This window comes from Nitrosospira sp. Nsp1 (genome assembly GCF_900100985.1).
GTDB lineage: Bacteria > Pseudomonadota > Gammaproteobacteria > Burkholderiales > Nitrosomonadaceae > Nitrosospira.
In genome coordinates this window covers 1-17,137 of the sequence record NZ_FMUF01000026.1, presented here as the reverse complement: position 1 = coordinate 17,137, position 17,137 = coordinate 1, and the positions used below count along the sequence as shown (strand labels likewise).

The 17,137-nt window shown below is 55.6% G+C and carries 17 protein-coding genes; 13 read left to right on the top strand and 4 right to left on the bottom strand.

Features of this window, described 5'->3' with window-relative positions:
* Positions 1–174 precede the first annotated feature (174 nt).
* The 13 genes from atpD to BLP78_RS15355 all read left to right on the top strand — a co-directional run bounded on the left by atpD (position 175) and on the right by BLP78_RS15355 (position 12,284).
* Positions 175–1,653: a F0F1 ATP synthase subunit beta gene (gene atpD / locus BLP78_RS13295; RefSeq protein ID WP_090459949.1), complete on the top strand. Its 1,479-nt coding sequence runs from the start codon at positions 175–177 to the stop codon at positions 1,651–1,653.
* Positions 1,650–2,042: a F0F1 ATP synthase subunit epsilon gene (locus BLP78_RS13290; RefSeq protein WP_090459947.1), complete on the top strand. Its 393-nt coding sequence runs from the start codon at positions 1,650–1,652 to the stop codon at positions 2,040–2,042. The genes atpD and BLP78_RS13290 overlap by 4 nt, the downstream gene beginning before the upstream one ends.
* Positions 2,032–2,406: an AtpZ/AtpI family protein gene (locus BLP78_RS13285; RefSeq protein ID WP_090459945.1), complete on the top strand. Its 375-nt coding sequence runs from the start codon at positions 2,032–2,034 to the stop codon at positions 2,404–2,406. Before BLP78_RS13290 ends, BLP78_RS13285 begins: the two co-directional genes overlap by 11 nt.
* 75 nt (positions 2,407–2,481) lie before the next feature.
* A complete protein-coding gene (locus BLP78_RS13280) occupies positions 2,482–2,805 on the top strand; it encodes an ATP synthase subunit I (RefSeq protein ID WP_090459943.1) in 324 nt (107 codons plus the stop codon).
* Complete coding sequence (locus BLP78_RS13275; RefSeq protein WP_090459941.1) at positions 2,795–3,535, top strand: F0F1 ATP synthase subunit A; 741 nt, start codon at positions 2,795–2,797, stop codon at positions 3,533–3,535. Before BLP78_RS13280 ends, BLP78_RS13275 begins: the two co-directional genes overlap by 11 nt.
* Positions 3,536–3,938: 403 nt before the next feature.
* Positions 3,939–4,220: a F0F1 ATP synthase subunit C gene (locus BLP78_RS13260; RefSeq protein ID WP_025039991.1), complete on the top strand. Its 282-nt coding sequence runs from the start codon at positions 3,939–3,941 to the stop codon at positions 4,218–4,220.
* 3 nt (positions 4,221–4,223) lie between these two features.
* Positions 4,224–5,186: a F0F1 ATP synthase subunit B family protein gene (locus BLP78_RS13255; protein ID WP_090459935.1), complete on the top strand. Its 963-nt coding sequence runs from the start codon at positions 4,224–4,226 to the stop codon at positions 5,184–5,186.
* Complete coding sequence (locus BLP78_RS13250) at positions 5,183–6,757, top strand: alternate F1F0 ATPase, F1 subunit alpha (protein ID WP_090459934.1); 1,575 nt, start codon at positions 5,183–5,185, stop codon at positions 6,755–6,757. The genes BLP78_RS13255 and BLP78_RS13250 overlap by 4 nt, the downstream gene beginning before the upstream one ends.
* Positions 6,744–7,697 (top strand): F0F1 ATP synthase subunit gamma, encoded by a 954-nt coding sequence (locus BLP78_RS13245; RefSeq protein WP_256330279.1) that lies wholly within the window; start codon positions 6,744–6,746, stop codon positions 7,695–7,697. Before BLP78_RS13250 ends, BLP78_RS13245 begins: the two co-directional genes overlap by 14 nt.
* A gap of 90 nt (positions 7,698–7,787) precedes the next feature.
* Entirely contained in the window at positions 7,788–9,287 is a 1,500-nt protein-coding gene (locus BLP78_RS13240) for an amidohydrolase family protein (RefSeq protein WP_090459932.1), read from the top strand.
* A 494-nt stretch (positions 9,288–9,781) separates the two neighbouring features.
* Complete coding sequence (locus tag BLP78_RS13235; protein ID WP_090459930.1) at positions 9,782–11,371, top strand: hypothetical protein; 1,590 nt, start codon at positions 9,782–9,784, stop codon at positions 11,369–11,371.
* Positions 11,372–11,537: 166 nt separating this feature from the next.
* Positions 11,538–11,909: a DUF2513 domain-containing protein gene (locus tag BLP78_RS13230; RefSeq protein WP_090459928.1), complete on the top strand. Its 372-nt coding sequence runs from the start codon at positions 11,538–11,540 to the stop codon at positions 11,907–11,909.
* Between the two features lie 81 nt (positions 11,910–11,990).
* Positions 11,991–12,284, top strand: coding sequence for a hypothetical protein (locus tag BLP78_RS15355; RefSeq protein ID WP_143002968.1), 294 nt, complete (start codon positions 11,991–11,993; stop codon positions 12,282–12,284).
* Between the two features lie 409 nt (positions 12,285–12,693).
* Here the strand turns inward: BLP78_RS15355 and BLP78_RS13225 are convergent, their stop codons facing one another.
* From BLP78_RS13225 to BLP78_RS13210, 4 genes are read right to left on the bottom strand one after another with little or no spacing between them, the layout of a single operon-like run.
* Positions 12,694–13,347 carry an ABC-type transport auxiliary lipoprotein family protein gene (locus BLP78_RS13225; protein ID WP_218118982.1) on the bottom strand — a complete coding sequence of 218 codons (654 nt, stop codon included), beginning with the start codon at positions 13,345–13,347 and terminating at the stop codon, positions 12,694–12,696.
* Positions 13,344–14,282, bottom strand: coding sequence for an MlaD family protein (locus BLP78_RS13220; RefSeq protein ID WP_090459927.1), 939 nt, complete (start codon positions 14,280–14,282; stop codon positions 13,344–13,346). The genes BLP78_RS13225 and BLP78_RS13220 overlap by 4 nt, the downstream gene beginning before the upstream one ends.
* Positions 14,282–15,094: an ABC transporter ATP-binding protein gene (locus BLP78_RS13215; RefSeq protein ID WP_090459925.1), complete on the bottom strand. Its 813-nt coding sequence runs from the start codon at positions 15,092–15,094 to the stop codon at positions 14,282–14,284. The genes BLP78_RS13220 and BLP78_RS13215 overlap by 1 nt, the downstream gene beginning before the upstream one ends.
* Entirely contained in the window at positions 15,088–16,248 is a 1,161-nt protein-coding gene (locus BLP78_RS13210) for an ABC transporter permease (protein ID WP_090459923.1), read from the bottom strand. The genes BLP78_RS13215 and BLP78_RS13210 overlap by 7 nt, the downstream gene beginning before the upstream one ends.
* Between the last annotated feature and the right edge of the window lie 889 nt (positions 16,249–17,137).

Genomic DNA, 17,137 nt, shown 5'->3' with positions numbered 1-17,137 from the left:
ACCAAAACCACCAAAACCACCAAAACCACAGGCCTTCCGCCAACCTCATCCAGGCTGAAAATTATTCCCGATGCACTAGAATGAAATAGCTACCGTATTAAATACTGATGAAGCATTGATAAACGATAGTAGTTAATCGGGGAATGTAGACGTCCTGTCTTGCCAAGGGGGAATATGAGTGCTACAGCTGCCATTTCGGAATTCGGTTCGGTTGTTTCTGTGCGCGGTGGCATTGTGGACATACGGTTTGAGCGTGTGCCGTCTATTCACACATTGCTGCGTGCGGGGAAGCAAGGAAAAATTGCGATTGAAGTGTTATCGCAGCTCGATGCCCATCACGTGCGTGGCATTGCGCTAACGCCCACGCAGGGTCTTGCCCGGGGCATGCAGGTCACCGATACGCATGGGCCGCTGATGGTGCCGGTGGGAAAGGCAACCCTTTCGCGCATGTTCGACGTATTCGGCAACGCCATCGATCGCCGCCCGGCTCCGGTCAATGCGCAGTGGCGTTCGGTGCATCACGCATCGCCCCCGCTGGCGCGGCGTTCCACGAAATCCGAAATCTTCGAGACGGGTATCAAAATCATCGACGTGCTGATGCCGCTGGAACGCGGGGGCAAAGCCGGCTTGCTCGGCGGAGCAGGCGTGGGAAAGACGATCCTGCTCACCGAAATGATCCATAACGTAGCCGGGCAGCATGAGGGCGTCAGTATTTTTTGCGGCATCGGCGAACGCTGCCGCGAAGGGGAGGAGCTCTACCATGACATGAAGGCGGCGGGGGTGCTGGAGAACATGGTGATGGTGTTCGGCCAGATGAATGAACCTCCCGGTGCCCGGTTTCGTGTGGGTCATGCCGCGCTGACCATGGCCGAGTATTTCCGGGACGACGAGCATCGTGATGTGTTGCTGCTGGTAGATAATATTTTCCGCTTTATCCAGGCAGGCATGGAGGTGTCCGGGCAGATGGGCCAGATGCCGTCGCGCCTGGGCTATCAGCCGACGATGAGCACGGAGCTGGCGCAGCTGGAAGAACGGATCGCCAATACGGATACGGGCGCCATTACATCGATCCAGGCGGTTTATATCCCGGCGGACGATTTTACCGACCCTGCTGCGGTGCACGCCTTCTCGCATTTTTCCGCTTCCATCGTACTCTCGCGCAAGCGCGCGAGCGAGGGCCTGTATCCGGCCATTGATCCGCTGCAGTCCGGTTCCAAAATGGCAACGCCCGGCATCATTGGTCAACGCCATTACCGGATAGCGCAGGAGGTGCGCCACACGCTTGCCCAATACGCGGAGCTCAAGGACATTATCGCCATGCTGGGGTTGGAACAACTGTCGCCGGAAGACCGAAGCATCGTGGCACGTGCGCGACGGCTGGAGCGTTTTTTTACCCAGCCGTTTTTCACTACCGAGCAGTTTACAGGCATCGAAGGGAAACTGGTCAGTCTGGCGGATGCGCTGGATGGCTGCGAGCGCATCCTGCGAGATGAATTCAAGGATCTTCCCGAGGGAGCGCTCTATATGATCGGGCGGGCTGGCGAGGCGAAAGGAAAGAACCATGCGGGAAATTTGCCTGTAAAGCCGGACATGGATCCCAGCCCGGTCTTGAACACCAGTACGAACCGAGATGCGGCCCGTGAATTGCCATGAATCTTAAAATACTTCTGCCGTTCGGGGTTTTCGCTGAAAAAACCGGCGTCGCACGTATTGTTGTGGAGACCAGTAGCGGATCGTATGGGCTGCTGCCCAACCGACTCGACTGCGTGGCGGCGCTTGTGCCGGGTATCCTCGCTTTCGAGACGAAAGAGGAGGGTGAGGTTTATATAGCGGTTGACGAAGGCATCCTGATAAAAACCGGCATGGAGGTACTGGTATCCGTACGTAATGCGATAGCGGGGGCTGACCTGGCTACGCTGCATGAGACCGTGATGAACGCGTTTTTAAACCTTGATACACAGGAGCGGGATGCGCGCCGGATGATGGCAAAAATGGAGAGCGGCTTCATTCGCCGCTTAATGGAATTTCACCATGAGCGATGATGTCGATGGAAAAACAGGAGGAAAAGCGGGTGGGAAAGCCTCCGCAGGTGGGGGTGGATCGGAATTAAGCCGACGCGTGGAGGTGAGGGCGGCGCGCAAGCTCAAAGGACAACAGGCACAGCATCAGGCCAGCCAGACGATCTGGGCCGGGTTGGGCATGATCGGGCTGGTGGGTTGGTCGGTTGCTGTACCCACGTTGCTGGGTGCGGCACTGGGCATATGGCTGGATAAAAACTATCCGATGAATCACTCGTGGACGTTGACCCTGCTGATTATCGGCATGATCGCGGGTTGCCTGAATGCCTGGTACTGGTTAGCCAGGGAGGATAGGGCAACCCATGAGGGAGAGCGCCAGAGGAAATAAAAGGTCGAACCGACGTAGTTGGCGCAGCGGGTGTAGCGGGAGCAGCGGGAGTGACAGGAGCAATAGGAGGATCGAATGAGCGAAACCTTGGGTCTGGTGTTGTCATTGGCGTCAGGCATTCTGTTGGGCGCATTTTTCTTCGGCGGCTTGTGGTGGACGGTGCGCTACGGCCTTTCATCCCCGAATCCCGGGCTCTGGTTCATCGGCAGCATGCTGCTGCGGATAAGCGCGGTCATGACGGGATTTTATTTCCTGCTGGGCCTGCCGGGCGAAAGCTGGCAAATACTCCTTGCCGGTCTGCTTGGGTTCGTTATTACGCGGCTGGTTGCGACGCGGCTTGCAGGCATGGGGAAACCAGACCTCGACCACCTGGAACGGAAGGCCAGCCATGCACCTTAGCCCCGATGACATCATTTTCTGGGAGTATGGGTTCCTGAAGCTGAACGCCACCATTGTATCCACCTGGGGGCTGATGTTTGTGCTGGTTATCGGTTCAAGAGCCATTACCCGCAAGCTTTCCATTGGATTGGAGCGTGCCCGCTGGCAGAATCTGCTGGAAATCGTGGTTATCGCCATCCACAACCAGATAAGAGAAATAGGCCTGCGCCAGCCACGGCTATATTTCGCCTTTCTCGGCACGCTGTTTGTTTTTATCGCCACGGCGACTCTCTTCACTGTCATTCCGGGATACGATCCGCCGACCGGCTCGCTCTCGACCACCACGGGGCTCGCGATCTGCGTATTTATCGCTGTGCCGCTGTACGGCATAAAAGAGCAGGGATTGGGCCGCTACCTCAGATCCTATCTTGAGCCGACGCCCATCATGCTGCCGTTCAACGTTATCAGCGAGTTCTCGCGCACCCTGGCTCTGGCTGTTCGCCTGTTCGGCAATATCATGAGCGGAACGATGATTCTTGCGATCTTGCTGACCGTCACGCCGTTCATCTTTCCCATCGTCATGAGCGCGCTTGGCCTGCTGACGGGTATGCTGCAAGCCTATATCTTCAGCATCCTGGCGACGGTCTATATCGCGGCCGCCACCTCTGGCAATACGAAGGATATCGATCAGGACCATGACTTGGCCGAACCCGATGAATCGGAAATGGAGAAACCGGACGCCGGGCAATGAGGGTTATGCCAATAAATTATTCTCATTTTGCATTTTTCAGGTTTATGCAACGCGGGTGGAGGGAAGCGCAATGTATCGTTCGATTTATTGAAATGGGATTTTGATGGGTTACGCTTTGCTCCACCCATCCTACGAAATTACGAAACGGCCACCTCGATCTATGCGAACCATGGTGCGTCCGAATACGATGAACCGATAAGAAAATCGGAAACCACACAATGAGCAATTATGTCCGTTTTTGCGGTTTTTGTAGGATGGGTGGAGCAAAGCGCAACCCATCGTTCGCGGGAAAGGCGATGCCTCGGGAAAGGCGATACCTCATGTTGGATGGCGACCACATAATCAATATGAATAAATATGACCCAAGTAAATATAACCTGACAGACAAAGAGAAGGAGGGAGTATGGACAGCATGACCCTTATCGCAATCGTATCGATCCTCGCGGCTGGCCTGACGATCAGCGTCGGAGTGATTGGTCCGGCGCTGGGAGAAGGAAGGGCGGTGGCCACGGCGCTGACTTCACTGGCGCAGCAGCCGGATGCCGCCCCGACCATTACCCGTACGTTATTTGTCGGGCTGGCGATAATCGAGTCGCTGGCTATCTACTGTTTCGTGGTTTCCATGATTCTTATTTTTGCCAACCCGTTCTGGAATTACGTTATTGCCCAGGCTGCCGGAAAATAAGCCGTGCTGATAGATTGGTTCACCGTTATTGCGCAAATCGTAAACTTCCTCATCCTGGTGTGGTTGTTGAAGCGTTTTTTATATCAACCCATTCTCAGGGCGCTGGATGCGAGAGAAAAGCGCATCGCTGCGGAACTGGCCGCTGCCGATGCAAAAAAACGGGAGGCCGAAAAGGAGCGCGACGAGTTTCGGCAAAAGAACGACGAATTCGAACAGCAGCGATTGGTACTGCTAGGCAGGGCTTCGGCGGAGGCGCACGCCGAACGCCAGCGGCTGATTACTGCCGCCCGGACGGATGCGGGCGAACTGCGCGCGCAGTGGGAAGAAGCATTGAAAAGAGAATACGAGGATTTGAGGGCAGCGCTCTCCCGGCGCATAGGCGCGGAAGTATTTGCCATTACCCGCAAGGTGCTGGCCGATCTTGCCGATACCACGCTCGAAGCACATATGGCGGACGCGTTTATCGAACGCCTGCGTGCGCTAAGCCCTGAGGAAAAGGCGAATCTGGTTTCGATAACCAGGCTGTCGGCGGCGGCATCGCCAGCCACGCCAGCCACCCCCGCCACCCCCGCAGCAGCAGAAACGGCAGGAATTCTGATCCGTAGCGCATTTGATTTGCCCGCTACACAGCAAAACGCGATTAAAGCGGCGATTAAGGAAATCCTCGACACGAGAATTCCAGTCCGGTTTGAGACCAGGCCGGACTTGATCAGCGGCATTGAACTCATTGCCAACGGGCATAAAGTGACCTGGAATATTGCAGGTTATCTCGCATCGCTGGAGGAGGAGATAGGCAAGCTTCTGAAGAGCCCTGGCGAACCTGAACCGGAAGCTGGGCTCGAGCCTGAACCTGAGCTCGAAGCTGAACCTGAAACCGAGACATCGGTAAAGGAAAAGAACAGGGATAAGAAAAAACTGAATACCCCGGATATCCCGAACCTTAAGTCCTCCGAACATATTCGATGAATACGACCGCCAAAAATCTTCAAGGCGTCATCGATGGCGTATTCGCGCAGATAACGCAAGTACGACAAGCCTCGAGGCCGCGCTTGGCGTTGCGCGAGACCGGTGCGATCACGAGTATCGCCTCCGGCATTGCAAAAGTATCCGGTCTCCCCGGCGTGGGCTTCGAGGAAGTGCTGAAGTTTCCCGGTGAGTCATATGGCATTGCCTTCAATATCGATGCGAATGAAATCGGCGTGATCCTGCTCGACGACTACTCGCAGTTAAATACCGGCGATGAGGTGGAACGCAGAGGGCATGTAATGGATGTGCCAGTGAGCGACGGGTTGGTCGGGCGGGTAATCGATCCACTGGGACGACCACTGGACGGCAAGGCGCCAGTCATACCCTCGAAGCGTTTGCCCATCGAACGCGCCGCTCCATCCATCATGGACCGTGCACCCGTCACCGTGCCCTTGCAAACCGGCCTCAAGGTCATCGATGCACTCATCCCGATAGGCCGCGGTCAGCGTGAGTTGATTCTTGGCGACCGGCAGACCGGAAAGACCGCCATTGCGCTGGACACCATACTTAATCAGCGAAACCAGAACGTGCTGTGCGTTTATTGCGCAATCGGGCAGCATGCATCCGGTGTAGCCAAGGTGGTTGCCACCCTGCGTGAGGCGGGTGCGATGCGCTACACGGTGGTCGTGGTGACGGAGGGAGACAGTCCACCGGGCCTCATCTACATTGCCCCCTATGCCGCAACCAGCATTGCGGAATATTTCATGGAACAGGGCCGCGATGTGCTGATCGTGTACGATGATCTTACGCATCACGCGCGCGCTTACCGTGAGCTGTCTCTGTTGTTGCGCCGGCCGCCTGGACGCGAAGCCTATCCAGGCGACATTTTCTATATTCACTCGCGGTTGCTGGAGCGCGCGACGCATCTGCGCGAAGAATTGGGCGGCGGTTCGCTGACTGCGTTGCCCGTTATTGAAACGGAAGCCCAGGATATTTCCGCCTATATTCCGACCAACCTGATTTCCATCACCGATGGCCAAATCTATCTCTCCCCGACATTGTTCGCGTTGGGTGTGTTGCCTGCCATCGATGTCGGCAAATCCGTTTCGCGTGTTGGCGGCAAGGCCCAGCGCCCCGCTTACCGCGCGGTGATAGGCGATTTGAAGCTGGACTATGCGCAGTTTGAAGAGCTGGAGACCTTTGCCCGGTTCGGCGCGAGGCTGGATAAGGCTACCCTTGGGATTATCGAGCATGGGCGCCGCATTCGTGCCTGCCTCAGGCAGCCCGAATCCGCCCCGGTTTCAATGATCGAGCAGATTGGCCTGCTGCTGGCGCTGACCGCCAGATTGTTTGACGATGTGCCGCCTGACCGCATGACAGAGGCCGAGCGAACAGTACGGGAGGCAGTGGCGAATATACCTGCCGAGGTGCGTGCGCGCATCGAAACTGCCAAGAATCTGAGCGATGAGGACCGTGAATCGATCACGCAAAGCCTGCGCAAGGCGCTCACCGGATTTCAGTCATCGCCGGAACTTGAATCCAAAGCAGGCGAGGCACATGATGAGCGATAGCCTCGCCAGCCTGCGTCGGAAAATCGAGGGCGCCCGTGATCTGCGGTCGGTGGTCAGCACCATGAAGGCGATGGCAGCGGCGAGCATCGGGCAATACCAAAGATCGACGCGGGCACTGGATGATTATTATCGTGCCGTGCAGCTTGGCTTGAGTGTCTGTTTCCGTACCGGCATGCTATCGTCATTCGTGTCGCCCGTGACCGGACAGGAAGTAAACCCGTGGGGCAACGTAACCGGCGCGGTCGTGTTCGGTTCGGATCAGGGCCTGGTGGGACGATTCAACGAGGTCATCGCCGATTACGCCATTCAGACGCTGGCGGCCTTGCCGGGCAAAACAAGGGTATGGGTGACGGGTGAGCGTGTGTATGATCGGCTGGCGGACACGGGCATGCATGTGGACCTGCAGGTAGCGGGGCTTTTTACCGTTCCGCTTTCGGTCAAGGGCATCACGCCGCTGGTGGGCCGGATTCTGATGGAGACGCTGATGCCAAGTCTGGGGGAAGGCGAAGCCCGGCGGGCAAGGCGCGACAAGGATGGGATCGCGCAGCTTTATCTTTTCTACAACAGTTCCCGGTCGGGCGCGATATATGCGCCTGTCCATCAGCGGCTGTTGCCGCTGGATGATGCCTGGCGGCGCGAACTGGCCGGAATTCCTTGGCCGACGAACAAGCTGCCGGAGGTGATGGGCAGCGGCGAAGCAACGCTGCATGCACTGATTCGGGAGTATCTGCTCGTTTCCCTATTTCGCGCTTGCGCTGAATCGCTCGCGAGTGAAAATGCGAGTCGCCTGGCGGCAATGGAGCGCGCCGAAAAGAATATCGATCAATTGAGCGCTGACCTTCAACAGAGCTTCTACCGTCTGCGGCAAAGCAACATCGATGAGGAATTGTTCGATGTTATCGCCGGCGTGGAAGCACTGGCAGGGCGCATTTCCTCTTAGGTCGCGGTCGCGCGGCTGATTAGCGCCAGCGGCTGCGAACGCTGAAAGAACAGGGCTGATTTTCTATCATGCTGTCATACGGGAGCGCCGATGAGCTTTCTTTCCTCCGAAGAACTGGCACGACTTTCATCCGCTGAATCGCTTTTTCCTTCCCCTATCCCGGTTCAGTCGGTATCGAGCGATGAGTTCATGCCGGCGCCACAGACGCCCCGGCAGCGGGAATTCGAGGTCCGGATCAAGGAAGCGGGCACGCGGATGGCGAAGCGCCTGGGCATCAGCCGGAGGAAATTTCTCCAGACGGCAGCCGGGATGACGACGGCATTTCTCGCCATGAACGATACGTACGGGCCGATCTTTGGCGTGTCGCGTGCCGAAGCGCAAACGCCCGAAGAAGCCGACGCGCGCGCAAAAAAGCTGTCCGGGCAATTCATCATGGATATGCACACTCACTTCCTGCGTCCCGGCACCCGGCTTGCCGGTTTTATCAACGCGCGCAAAGCCGTGGGCAAAGCCGGCTGGAACCCGGAACTGGTCGAGAAGGAGCAGACGCTCGATGACTTGATGTTCAGGAACTACATCAAGGAAATCTATCTCGACAGCGATACCAAGGTCGCCTGCATCAGCGGCGCGCCTTCCGAGATTCCGGAAGACTGGTTTCTGACCAACGAGATGAAAGCCCAGGCACGCGCCGCGGTGAATGGGCTTGCCGGCCGCAAGCGCATGTTCTCGCATGCCGTCTTCACGCCTGGCTATCCCGGCTGGATGGAGCAACTGGATCACGCGCTGGCCGATCTCAAGCCAGATTCGATCAAGGGCTACACCATCGGCGACAATACGCATAAGGATTTGTCGAAACATCCGTGGCGCCTGGACGATGAGAAACTTGTTTATCCCGCCTACGAAAAGATCCAGAAAGCCGGCATCAAAAACATCTGCATTCACAAGGGGCTGTTTCCGCCGTCGGTCGAGCAGCGGTTTCCGCACCTGCTGGGTTACTGCGATGTGCACGACGTGGGGAAGGCGGCGCGGGACTGGCCACAGCTCAACTTCATCATTTATCACAGCGGCTATCGCTGGGCCGGGGGCGGAACGGCGCAGGATGCCTGGAAGCAGTTCGAGCAGGACGGGCGCATCGAGTGGGTCACCGATCTTGCCGAGATACCGGCGAAGTATGGTGTCGGAAATGTATATGCGGACCTGGGCCAGGTATTCGCCCAATCCACTATTGCCGACCCAAGGGTAGCGGCCATCGTCACGGGACAACTCATCCGGGGCCTCGGCGCAGACCATGTTTGTTGGGGCACCGATGCAATCTGGACCGGTTCGCCGCAGTGGCAGATCGAAGCGCTACGGCGCCTGGAAATTCCGGAGACCTTGCAGAAAAAATATGGCCTGCAACCGCTGGGACCCGCCGATGGCCCGGTCAAAACGGCTATTTTCGGCGACAACAATGCGCGGCTTTACAACTTCACGGCTCAGCAGCGCTCCGGGTTGACCGATGACGAGATCGCTTCATACAAGAACTTGTACGGCAAGATTGGTGCCGGACGCGCCAATCTTGCCTACGGCTATGCGCTGAAGAACGCCTGAGCGAAACCGGCTGGTATCGTACATTTTCGTGGATGTACGGAAGCAGGTTAAATGCGTTTTGGATGGAGGCAGACTCGTACCGGTTTTCGGACGGCATCGCCCTATGCCACGTGTTTTTGCTCGCTGGGTAAACCCGATATGCCCTACCAGGTCAAGTCGATAACCGCTGGGTGATCATGCCGGCAAAGGGTGCCAACCCGACATCAGCAAAACGCCGTATTGGGACCGCGAAACAAAATCGAGTGAATGAGGCGCCGACCGTCGCAAGATTGCAGCGCCATGCCCCTATCCGGTAATTTCCACTTGACTTTTTTAAGCGAAGCCTAGTCTTTCCAGCACATCGATCGGCGAATTTAAGTTTGCCAAGGCCGCGCTACCGGGACCGTTGCGCCATGATGAAGCTGTCGCACAGTATTTGGGCTTGACGCCGGACCTCAGAAAACCGACCCTAGAGGCATAGTAAATACTAACAGCCCAGGAAAGTAGAATAACAAGTGCGCGACGACAACCTGCAACTCAATAATGAACCTCGCCGGCTGTTCGACCTCGGGGACTCTGAGGGCGTCAACGAGTCCGAGCGCATCCTGACAAACCTATGCCGGCGCTCATTCCTCCGTCTCTGGTCCCAAACTAACATCTACACCGATGAAGGCTTTAAGGACGGCAAGGGTGGGACGAAGGAACTCTGCGATGCCCTAGTTATCTTCGGGAACGACGTCATCCTCTTTTCGGACAAACACATCACGTTTCAGGTGGACAAGGAGCTGAACGTAGCTTGGCCCCGTTGGTACAAGCGGGCAGTGCTCGACTCATGCCGCCAACTACATGGTGGGAAGTCCTGGCTCAAACGCTTTCCAGAAAGAGCGTTCCTCGACCCGAAGTGCCTTCGAAAACTCCCGATACTCATACCCACTGGGGAGGCTGTTCGATTTCACCTTGTAGCGGCTACACGAGGTAGTTGGGATGCCGCATTGGCAGCTCGAGGAGGAGAAGGATTTGGCTCATTTGGTGTATGCAGCAGCTTAGAAGGCGACGCCCACTTGACTACGCCGTTCGTCATCGGACTGCCCGAGCCGAGTAAGCAGTTCGTGCACGTCTTCGACGAAGGTACCATTGAGTTGTTGATGAGTGAATTCGATACCGCTATCGACTTTATCGACTACCTCAAGGCCCGTGAGGCTCTGCTGGGGCGACGCGGCACGAATGTGACTGCCTTTGGCGAAGAAGAGTTGATGGCTGCGTACCTGCGTACCATGGATGAGTCTGGAATGCGGCATGTGTTTTTTAACACCCCGCCAGAAGAGCTTTTGCCCGACATAGTTGTATTTGATGGTTCTCACTACAACGGACTCAACTCTGACCCCGGCTACAAACGCAAGAAGCTGGCCGATAAAATCAGCTACTCATGGGATGCGCTGATTGAGCGTTTCATTGAATACGGAGACCCTGGTCTACATGAACGGTACGTCGACCAGACGGCGCTGGAAACTGAGGGCGGTCTGCGTCTGTTGGCCGCAGAGTCCCGCTTTAGGCGACGCCAATTGGCTGAGTCGTTCATTGGGGCATTGCATCGGGTAAAGCCAGGAGACCGACTAGGACGACTAGTGTACGGTGGCGTGGCCGATGAAACGGCTTTCGTTTTCGTTATCGTCCCAAAGCGCGCTGACGAGTCGTATGCAGAGTACCGTCAGTACCGTATGAGTGTTCTGCATGCCTACGTGCAAACGACACGACTCAAGGCAGAGTTGGCAACAACATTCGTTGGCATCGCCTTTGACAACCCGCACAAGGACTACGAGCGTCGTTCTGAGGACCTGTTCGTTCTGTCTAAGGACACTTGGACCGAGGAGGAGCTCGCGGAACTGGAACGAAGGCGGCAAGAGCTTGGCCTTTGGGGGCCTGCGATGGAGTACTGGCGATACCGCCAGGACGAGTTTCCACAAACAAATCAAGCAGTCGCTCTACGGCGAGTAGAAGTAGATGACAGGAAGTCGCTGCAATCGCGTGGCGGCGAAAGACGGAAAACTACGAAGAATCGCAGGAAGATGCAACAACAGTCAAAGCGCCGAAATCGCAGAAGGTAGAGCAGTTGATGAGATTCGCTGCCTTCTTAAATACATTGCTCACTTTGAATACCCCTACTTGGTGACTGGTGTACCTAAGTCCAATTGTTTTGTCATTGATAGAGTTCGTAAAATCAAAGCTAATGGATATTTTTTCAGTATTCTTTTAACGCTACTGGGATATTAATTGATATGCGACCTAAATCTGATAAGAAAACTTATTCTGGCCGTGGAAGCCGGTCCAACGGGGTATGTTCAAGATGAAATTGAGATTAATGGGTACTCGGAAGAGCAAATTGGTTACCACGCGTATCTTCTCATCAATGCTGGGCTAGCAAACGGTATAGATGTCACAACAATTGCTGATACGTCACCCCAATGGACAATTCTTCACCTTACATCCGCGGGTCACGATTTTGCTGATGCTGCTCGGGATGAGTCTATTTGGCAAAAAGCAACAGGGATAGCGAAAGAAAAAGCTGGCAACGTAACCCTTGATGTAATGAAGCAGATTCTAATTCACCTCATCAATAAAACGCTCGGATTCGACGATTCATGATCAAGTGCGCACCATCATCCAGCTGCTTTATAGGCGGAGGTTTACAACTAAGGGTTTTTCAGAGTAAGGAGGAGATTTCTAATGACAAATAGATATCATTATATAATCATTGAGACTTATCAATCCCACGGCGAATTATCGAGGCATTCAATACGGGCACGTCCGCTTCCAGGACAAGGCTTACCCCTAACAATGAGGGTTGAATGCTCTACTTTTATGCGAGAATTCCACCCCATAGGAACAAAGTTTAAGGTAAAAGCAAAAATCAAATCGACTGATGAAGCTCCTCATATTTATACTTCGTGGCAATGGAAATATGAAGTAGTTTCCGATGATGATGCGCGTAAATTCATCTCACAGGCCATATATGCGTGAGCAATAGCTTGAGTGTAGCTTGTAATAATGCATAAGGCATCCCTTTTGCTAAACCAATATGAGCAATGCAATGTATTGTTTTTTTTTGACTTCGTTTGTTGCATAAGGGCAGTGCAAAAACGGAGAGAGAAAATTCATGAAAAATGGTCAAAGGCGATATGGTGATTGTGCTTTCACCCACACCGAGAGTCCCGCGAAGCGGAGATCGGAGTAAGGGATGTCGCGATCGCGTTCCAGGTGCGTGGGACGCCTGCATCTCGCTTCGGTATCGACCTTCTTGCGAAAGGGCACTGCGCGGTCGCATTCTGCGCCGCTGCGTCCTGCTCTGCACCCCAAAAACCGCGCACTCCACCCTTCTAACTGCTGGATTCAGGATGACTGTTTTTCCACTAATAATCGAGCGGAGAATTTATTCCACGGCGGGTTGCGAAGCCGGTTCGTATTGGGGCGTCCAATCAATTATCTCCGCGGCGAGCCGGTCAGTGGCCCTGCCGAATGCCGCGATGACTTCAGGTATTTCCCTGCCTTGTACGGGTTCGATGATCTCAAAGCTGCGCGTGGCTACGATGCGGTTTCTTCCGGGCTGCACCAGCGTTGCGTATAAACGGATATTCACGGCCGGTATGCCGTTTTTGTATTCCACCTGGAATGCGGTCAGGTCACCCCCGAGCTCCAGATCGGCCATGAGATTATTGTTGCCGCTGCTCACGGAACTGAATCTGCCATCGATGCGAAAGGCTACGGCGAGCTGATCACGCAGTAAAATCGGCGCCGGGTTGCCCCAGCGTATGCCCTTGTAAGCACTGATCTGGTTGTCCTGCCGCAGTACCAGCACGCGCATGCTGTCGGTCAACTGGCTGCTGTGCGGGGTAGCAATGCGCAGCGCCCACGGCAGACTGCCTGCCTGGGCCGAGCGCGGAATCGAAGAGGAGGGCAGTTGATAGATCTCCAGCTTTTCGGCTTTCGGCAATATCGAGCAGGAAGACAGGAATACCAGTCCCATCACCGCCGATATCGACCCGAAACGGCAAAAGTATTGCGGCCGAAGCGCACTACCCATCATGGTTCAAACTCCTGAATTTTTTCACGGCCGGTCAGATAATCGGCCGGGTTGTCCTCCAGCCTGCGCATTATCCTGTTCATTGAGCCCAGTGTTTTTTGCAGTTCTTGCAGGGCAGGCCCAAGCTCGTTCAAGCCACGCATTCCGCCACCAAGCGCATCCTGGTTGTCGAGCAGCAGTTGGTCGATGGTGGCGGTGGTTTTTGCCAGCGAAGCCGCCGTTCGCTCCACGCTGTCCAAAGTACGCGCACCCTGATTGTTGATCAGGGCGTCGGCGCTGTCCATCATCAGCGAAGCCTGCCGCAACGCCAGATTTGCTTGCTGGCTGGCGGTCGTCAATTCCTTCACCAGCACTTTGAAATTCTCGCTCTGCCCGGCTATTGCCCCTGAAGCCTGCGCGATATTTTCCACCGTTTTACTTAAGTGCTGCGCGTTTTCTCGTGACAAGACATCCTTGGCGCGCAGGATCAACTCGGTGATGTCCGCCATGGTACTGTCACTCTGCTCCAGCAGTTTGGCGATTGGAGAAGGGGTGGCCACGATCACAGGATCTTCGTCTTCCGCCGCCACCAGTCTGCGGCTATCCGGAGATCCGCCGCTGAGTTCTATAATGGAGTTTCCGGTGATGCCCGTAAACGACAGCCGCGCTTGGGTATCCTGTTTGATCTGGACATTGCCTTGCACACGTATCCGCGCGAGTACTTTGCGGGGATCGCGCGGATCGAGCGCAAGCCCGACCACATCGCCCACCTTTATACCGCTGTACTGCACGGCGCTGCCGACGGACAAGCCTCTTACCGCTTCGTTGAAAATGACGCTGTAATATCGCTGTCCGGTATCGCTGGGCGATTTGCCTAACCATAAAACGAATAGCGAGACAGCCGCCACGGCGATAACGGTGAAGAGCCCGATCAGCACATGGTGAGCGCGGGGTTCCATCAACCGGCCTCCTGCAGTCGTTGGCGTCCCGCTTGGTGAGCCGCCCGCCCGCGTGGGCCGTGAAAGTAATCCTGCACCCAGGCGTCGTCGGTGGCTTCAACGACATCCAGCGTATCCGCCACCAGGACGTGTTTGCCGGACAGTATCGCAACCCGGTCACAGATGGTGTAGAGCGTATCGAGGTCGTGCGTCACAATGAAAACAGTCAGCCCCAGCGCATCGCGCAAAGTGATGATGAGTTGGTCGAATTCCGCGGCGCCTATCGGGTCAAGGCCCGCCGTAGGTTCGTCCAGAAAGAGTATGTCCGGGTCGAGGGCCAGCGCCCGCGCAAGCGCAGCACGTTTTACCATGCCCCCGGACAACGTGGCCGGGTATTTTTCGCCGGCGTTGGCGGGCAATCCTGCCAGTGCGAGTTTTACGTTCGCGAGATGCTCGGCATCGGCCCGGCTGAGGCCGGCATTTTCCATGAGCGGCACAGCGACATTTTCGACGACGGTCAGCGAAGAAAACAAGGCGCCGCGCTGGAAAAGCAAACCAAACCGCCGCTCGAGCCGGTATCGGCGCTCACGCGACAACTTGAGGACGTTTTCGCCAAGCACACATACACTCCCTGACACAGGTGTCTGCAATCCGACTATCGTACGCAATAGTACCGACTTGCCTGAGCCGGAGCCACCGATCACACCCAGGATCTCCCCACGATAAACGTCCAGATTCAGCTTTTCATGTACGGTCTGCTTGCCAAAACGGTTTGTCAGATCGCGGACCTGAATTATCACATCGCGGCTGGGAGAAGCAGTCGAGCTTACCATCCCATCTCCATGAAAAACAGCGCGCCCAGCGCATCCAGAAGAATAACGACGAAAATGGATTGGACCACGCTGGAAGTCGTGTGCTGGCCAACCGACAGTGCGCTGCCGCTGACCTTGAAACCTTCGAGACAGCCGATGACCGCGATCACGAAAGCGAATACCGGCGCCTTGGACATACCCACCAGAAAATGCCGCAACTCGATCTGTTCCTGAAAAATCGACAGGAACATCGCTGGCGAAATATCCAGCGCCAATGCGCAGACGACCGCGCCGCCGAGTATGCCTGAGATCATGCCCACGAAGGTAAGAATAGGCAGCGAGACGAACAACGCCAGCAGGCGTGGCAATATCAGCAAGTCGACCGGGCTCAGCCCCAGCATGCGAGCGGCGTCAATTTCTTCATTGGCTTTCATGGACCCGATCTGGGCTGTGAAGGCACTCGCCGTCCGACCAGCCATCAGAATAGCGGTGAGCAGGACAGCAAGCTCGCGCAGGAACGAGAAGGCCACCAGATTAACGGTATAGATGCTGGCGCCGAAATCGGCCAGCACCGTTGCGCCAAGAAACGCAATCACCGCTCCGACCATAAAATTGAGCAAGGCAACGATGGGCACGGCATTCAGGCCAGTTTCTTCAATCTGGGCCACTACTGAAGTGATACGCCAGCGCCTTGGACGCAGAATGGTATGGGTCAGGGCCTGGAGCGTGAGGCCCGTAAATCCGAGCAATGCTAATGCCTGCTGTCGGAAGATTTCCATGGCATGCCCAATCCTCTCGAGCAGTTCGATTGCCGCCGAGCGCCGCCGCGTGTGCTGGATTTTACCGGTGGTGCTCATCGCATCCGCTACCGTTCGCAACAGTGCATCGCGTTCCGTAGTCAGCACTGAATCGGGACCGGATAGTTTCCGGGCGAGTTCGACGCCGAGCAACTCAAGCAGCCTTGAAGCCCCCGCCGTGTCAAGCGCGCCCAGGCCACTCAGGTCAACCTGGTTACTCTGCGCGCCAGCCAGATCCTCCACCTCGGTGCGAAGCCGGGCGATTTCCTGTCCCAGTGCCGCGTAGTTGTCAAGGGTCCAATCGCCGCGCACGGTCAGTTTGGGCGGGATGACGGAGGAATCCCAGGCGAGGAGTTTTGAATTAGCGCCGGGTGTCATGGGTTTCTACTTTTCCGGATGTAAATGGGATAATCGCAGGAATCCGTTGAGAGGCTTGTTTGCTCTCCCGGGCGTCGATGGACGGCGATAATTTCATATGACATCGGTGGTAGAGGAAGAGGATGGCGCGACATGGAGCAGGCTGCGTTTTTGGTGATTGAAACTCATCGCCATCCTAGCATAGTGGAAGTAGCGAAACCGCGCTTGTTAAATCGCATTCACGATGTTTCTGTTTAGCGTCGGCTCAGCCTCGGTATTGGTTTCGGGGCGTGTGGCTAGTGACCTACGCCGGCCGATATTGATCGAGGCCGTCGGCCAGCTTCGCCATTCTTCAACTTCCTGGAACCGGGGTTCGCCATGCCGTCTTGATTCAAATGCATGATATCCCGTCAGGCAACCAACTGAAAATACGTTTAAAAAACTATCTGTTTGTGCGGACGGTGTCAAGCACGAAGTATAGTGCGGGAACGGGCACGAGTGCTGGCCTATCGGCACGCAGCAAAACCTGCGTAATGGAAAGGGAGAGTAAACCACGCTCAACTGTATCGGCAGGTTATACGTCCTCGCGTCGGTTGATTCCGGCGCTAAAACAATCTGCCACGTTGCCTAGTAATGCAGATCGGGAGGCATGCGCTATTCGCTACCATGGCATATCTGCTATGGTTCAATCCTGGATGATACGTACGTAACCCTGAATCCGGCGGTTGACCGCTCATTTTTTAGCTTATTTGGGAAGCTGGCGCTATGAACAGCAAGGATAAGTTTCACAAAGTAGCGGAAATAGAAATAGTAGATACTCTGTTCCCGTCAACAATAATTTTCGATTTTTCTGCCTCATGCGTGAAGCGCATAGAACCGTCGATTATCGAACGGCTGATTGTGGGTAAAC

What these genes read in the sequence shown, in the direction of transcription:
- atpD (WP_090459949.1), top strand. Translation starts at nt 175, where the DNA reads ATGAGTGCTACAGCTGCCATTTCGGAATTCGGTTCGGTTGTTTCTGTG.
- BLP78_RS13290 (WP_090459947.1), top strand. Translation starts at nt 1,650, where the DNA reads ATGAATCTTAAAATACTTCTGCCGTTCGGGGTTTTCGCTGAAAAAACC.
- BLP78_RS13285 (WP_090459945.1), top strand. Translation starts at nt 2,032, where the DNA reads ATGAGCGATGATGTCGATGGAAAAACAGGAGGAAAAGCGGGTGGGAAA.
- BLP78_RS13280 (WP_090459943.1), top strand. Translation starts at nt 2,482, where the DNA reads ATGAGCGAAACCTTGGGTCTGGTGTTGTCATTGGCGTCAGGCATTCTG.
- BLP78_RS13275 (WP_090459941.1), top strand. Translation starts at nt 2,795, where the DNA reads ATGCACCTTAGCCCCGATGACATCATTTTCTGGGAGTATGGGTTCCTG.
- BLP78_RS13260 (WP_025039991.1), top strand. Translation starts at nt 3,939, where the DNA reads ATGGACAGCATGACCCTTATCGCAATCGTATCGATCCTCGCGGCTGGC.
- BLP78_RS13250 (WP_090459934.1), top strand. Translation starts at nt 5,183, where the DNA reads ATGAATACGACCGCCAAAAATCTTCAAGGCGTCATCGATGGCGTATTC.
- BLP78_RS13245 (WP_256330279.1), top strand. Translation starts at nt 6,744, where the DNA reads ATGATGAGCGATAGCCTCGCCAGCCTGCGTCGGAAAATCGAGGGCGCC.
- BLP78_RS13240 (WP_090459932.1), top strand. Translation starts at nt 7,788, where the DNA reads ATGAGCTTTCTTTCCTCCGAAGAACTGGCACGACTTTCATCCGCTGAA.
- BLP78_RS15355 (WP_143002968.1), top strand. Translation starts at nt 11,991, where the DNA reads ATGACAAATAGATATCATTATATAATCATTGAGACTTATCAATCCCAC.
- BLP78_RS13225 (WP_218118982.1), bottom strand. Translation starts at nt 13,347, where the DNA reads ATGATGGGTAGTGCGCTTCGGCCGCAATACTTTTGCCGTTTCGGGTCG.
- BLP78_RS13220 (WP_090459927.1), bottom strand. Translation starts at nt 14,282, where the DNA reads ATGGAACCCCGCGCTCACCATGTGCTGATCGGGCTCTTCACCGTTATC.
- BLP78_RS13215 (WP_090459925.1), bottom strand. Translation starts at nt 15,094, where the DNA reads ATGGTAAGCTCGACTGCTTCTCCCAGCCGCGATGTGATAATTCAGGTC.
- BLP78_RS13210 (WP_090459923.1), bottom strand. Translation starts at nt 16,248, where the DNA reads ATGACACCCGGCGCTAATTCAAAACTCCTCGCCTGGGATTCCTCCGTC.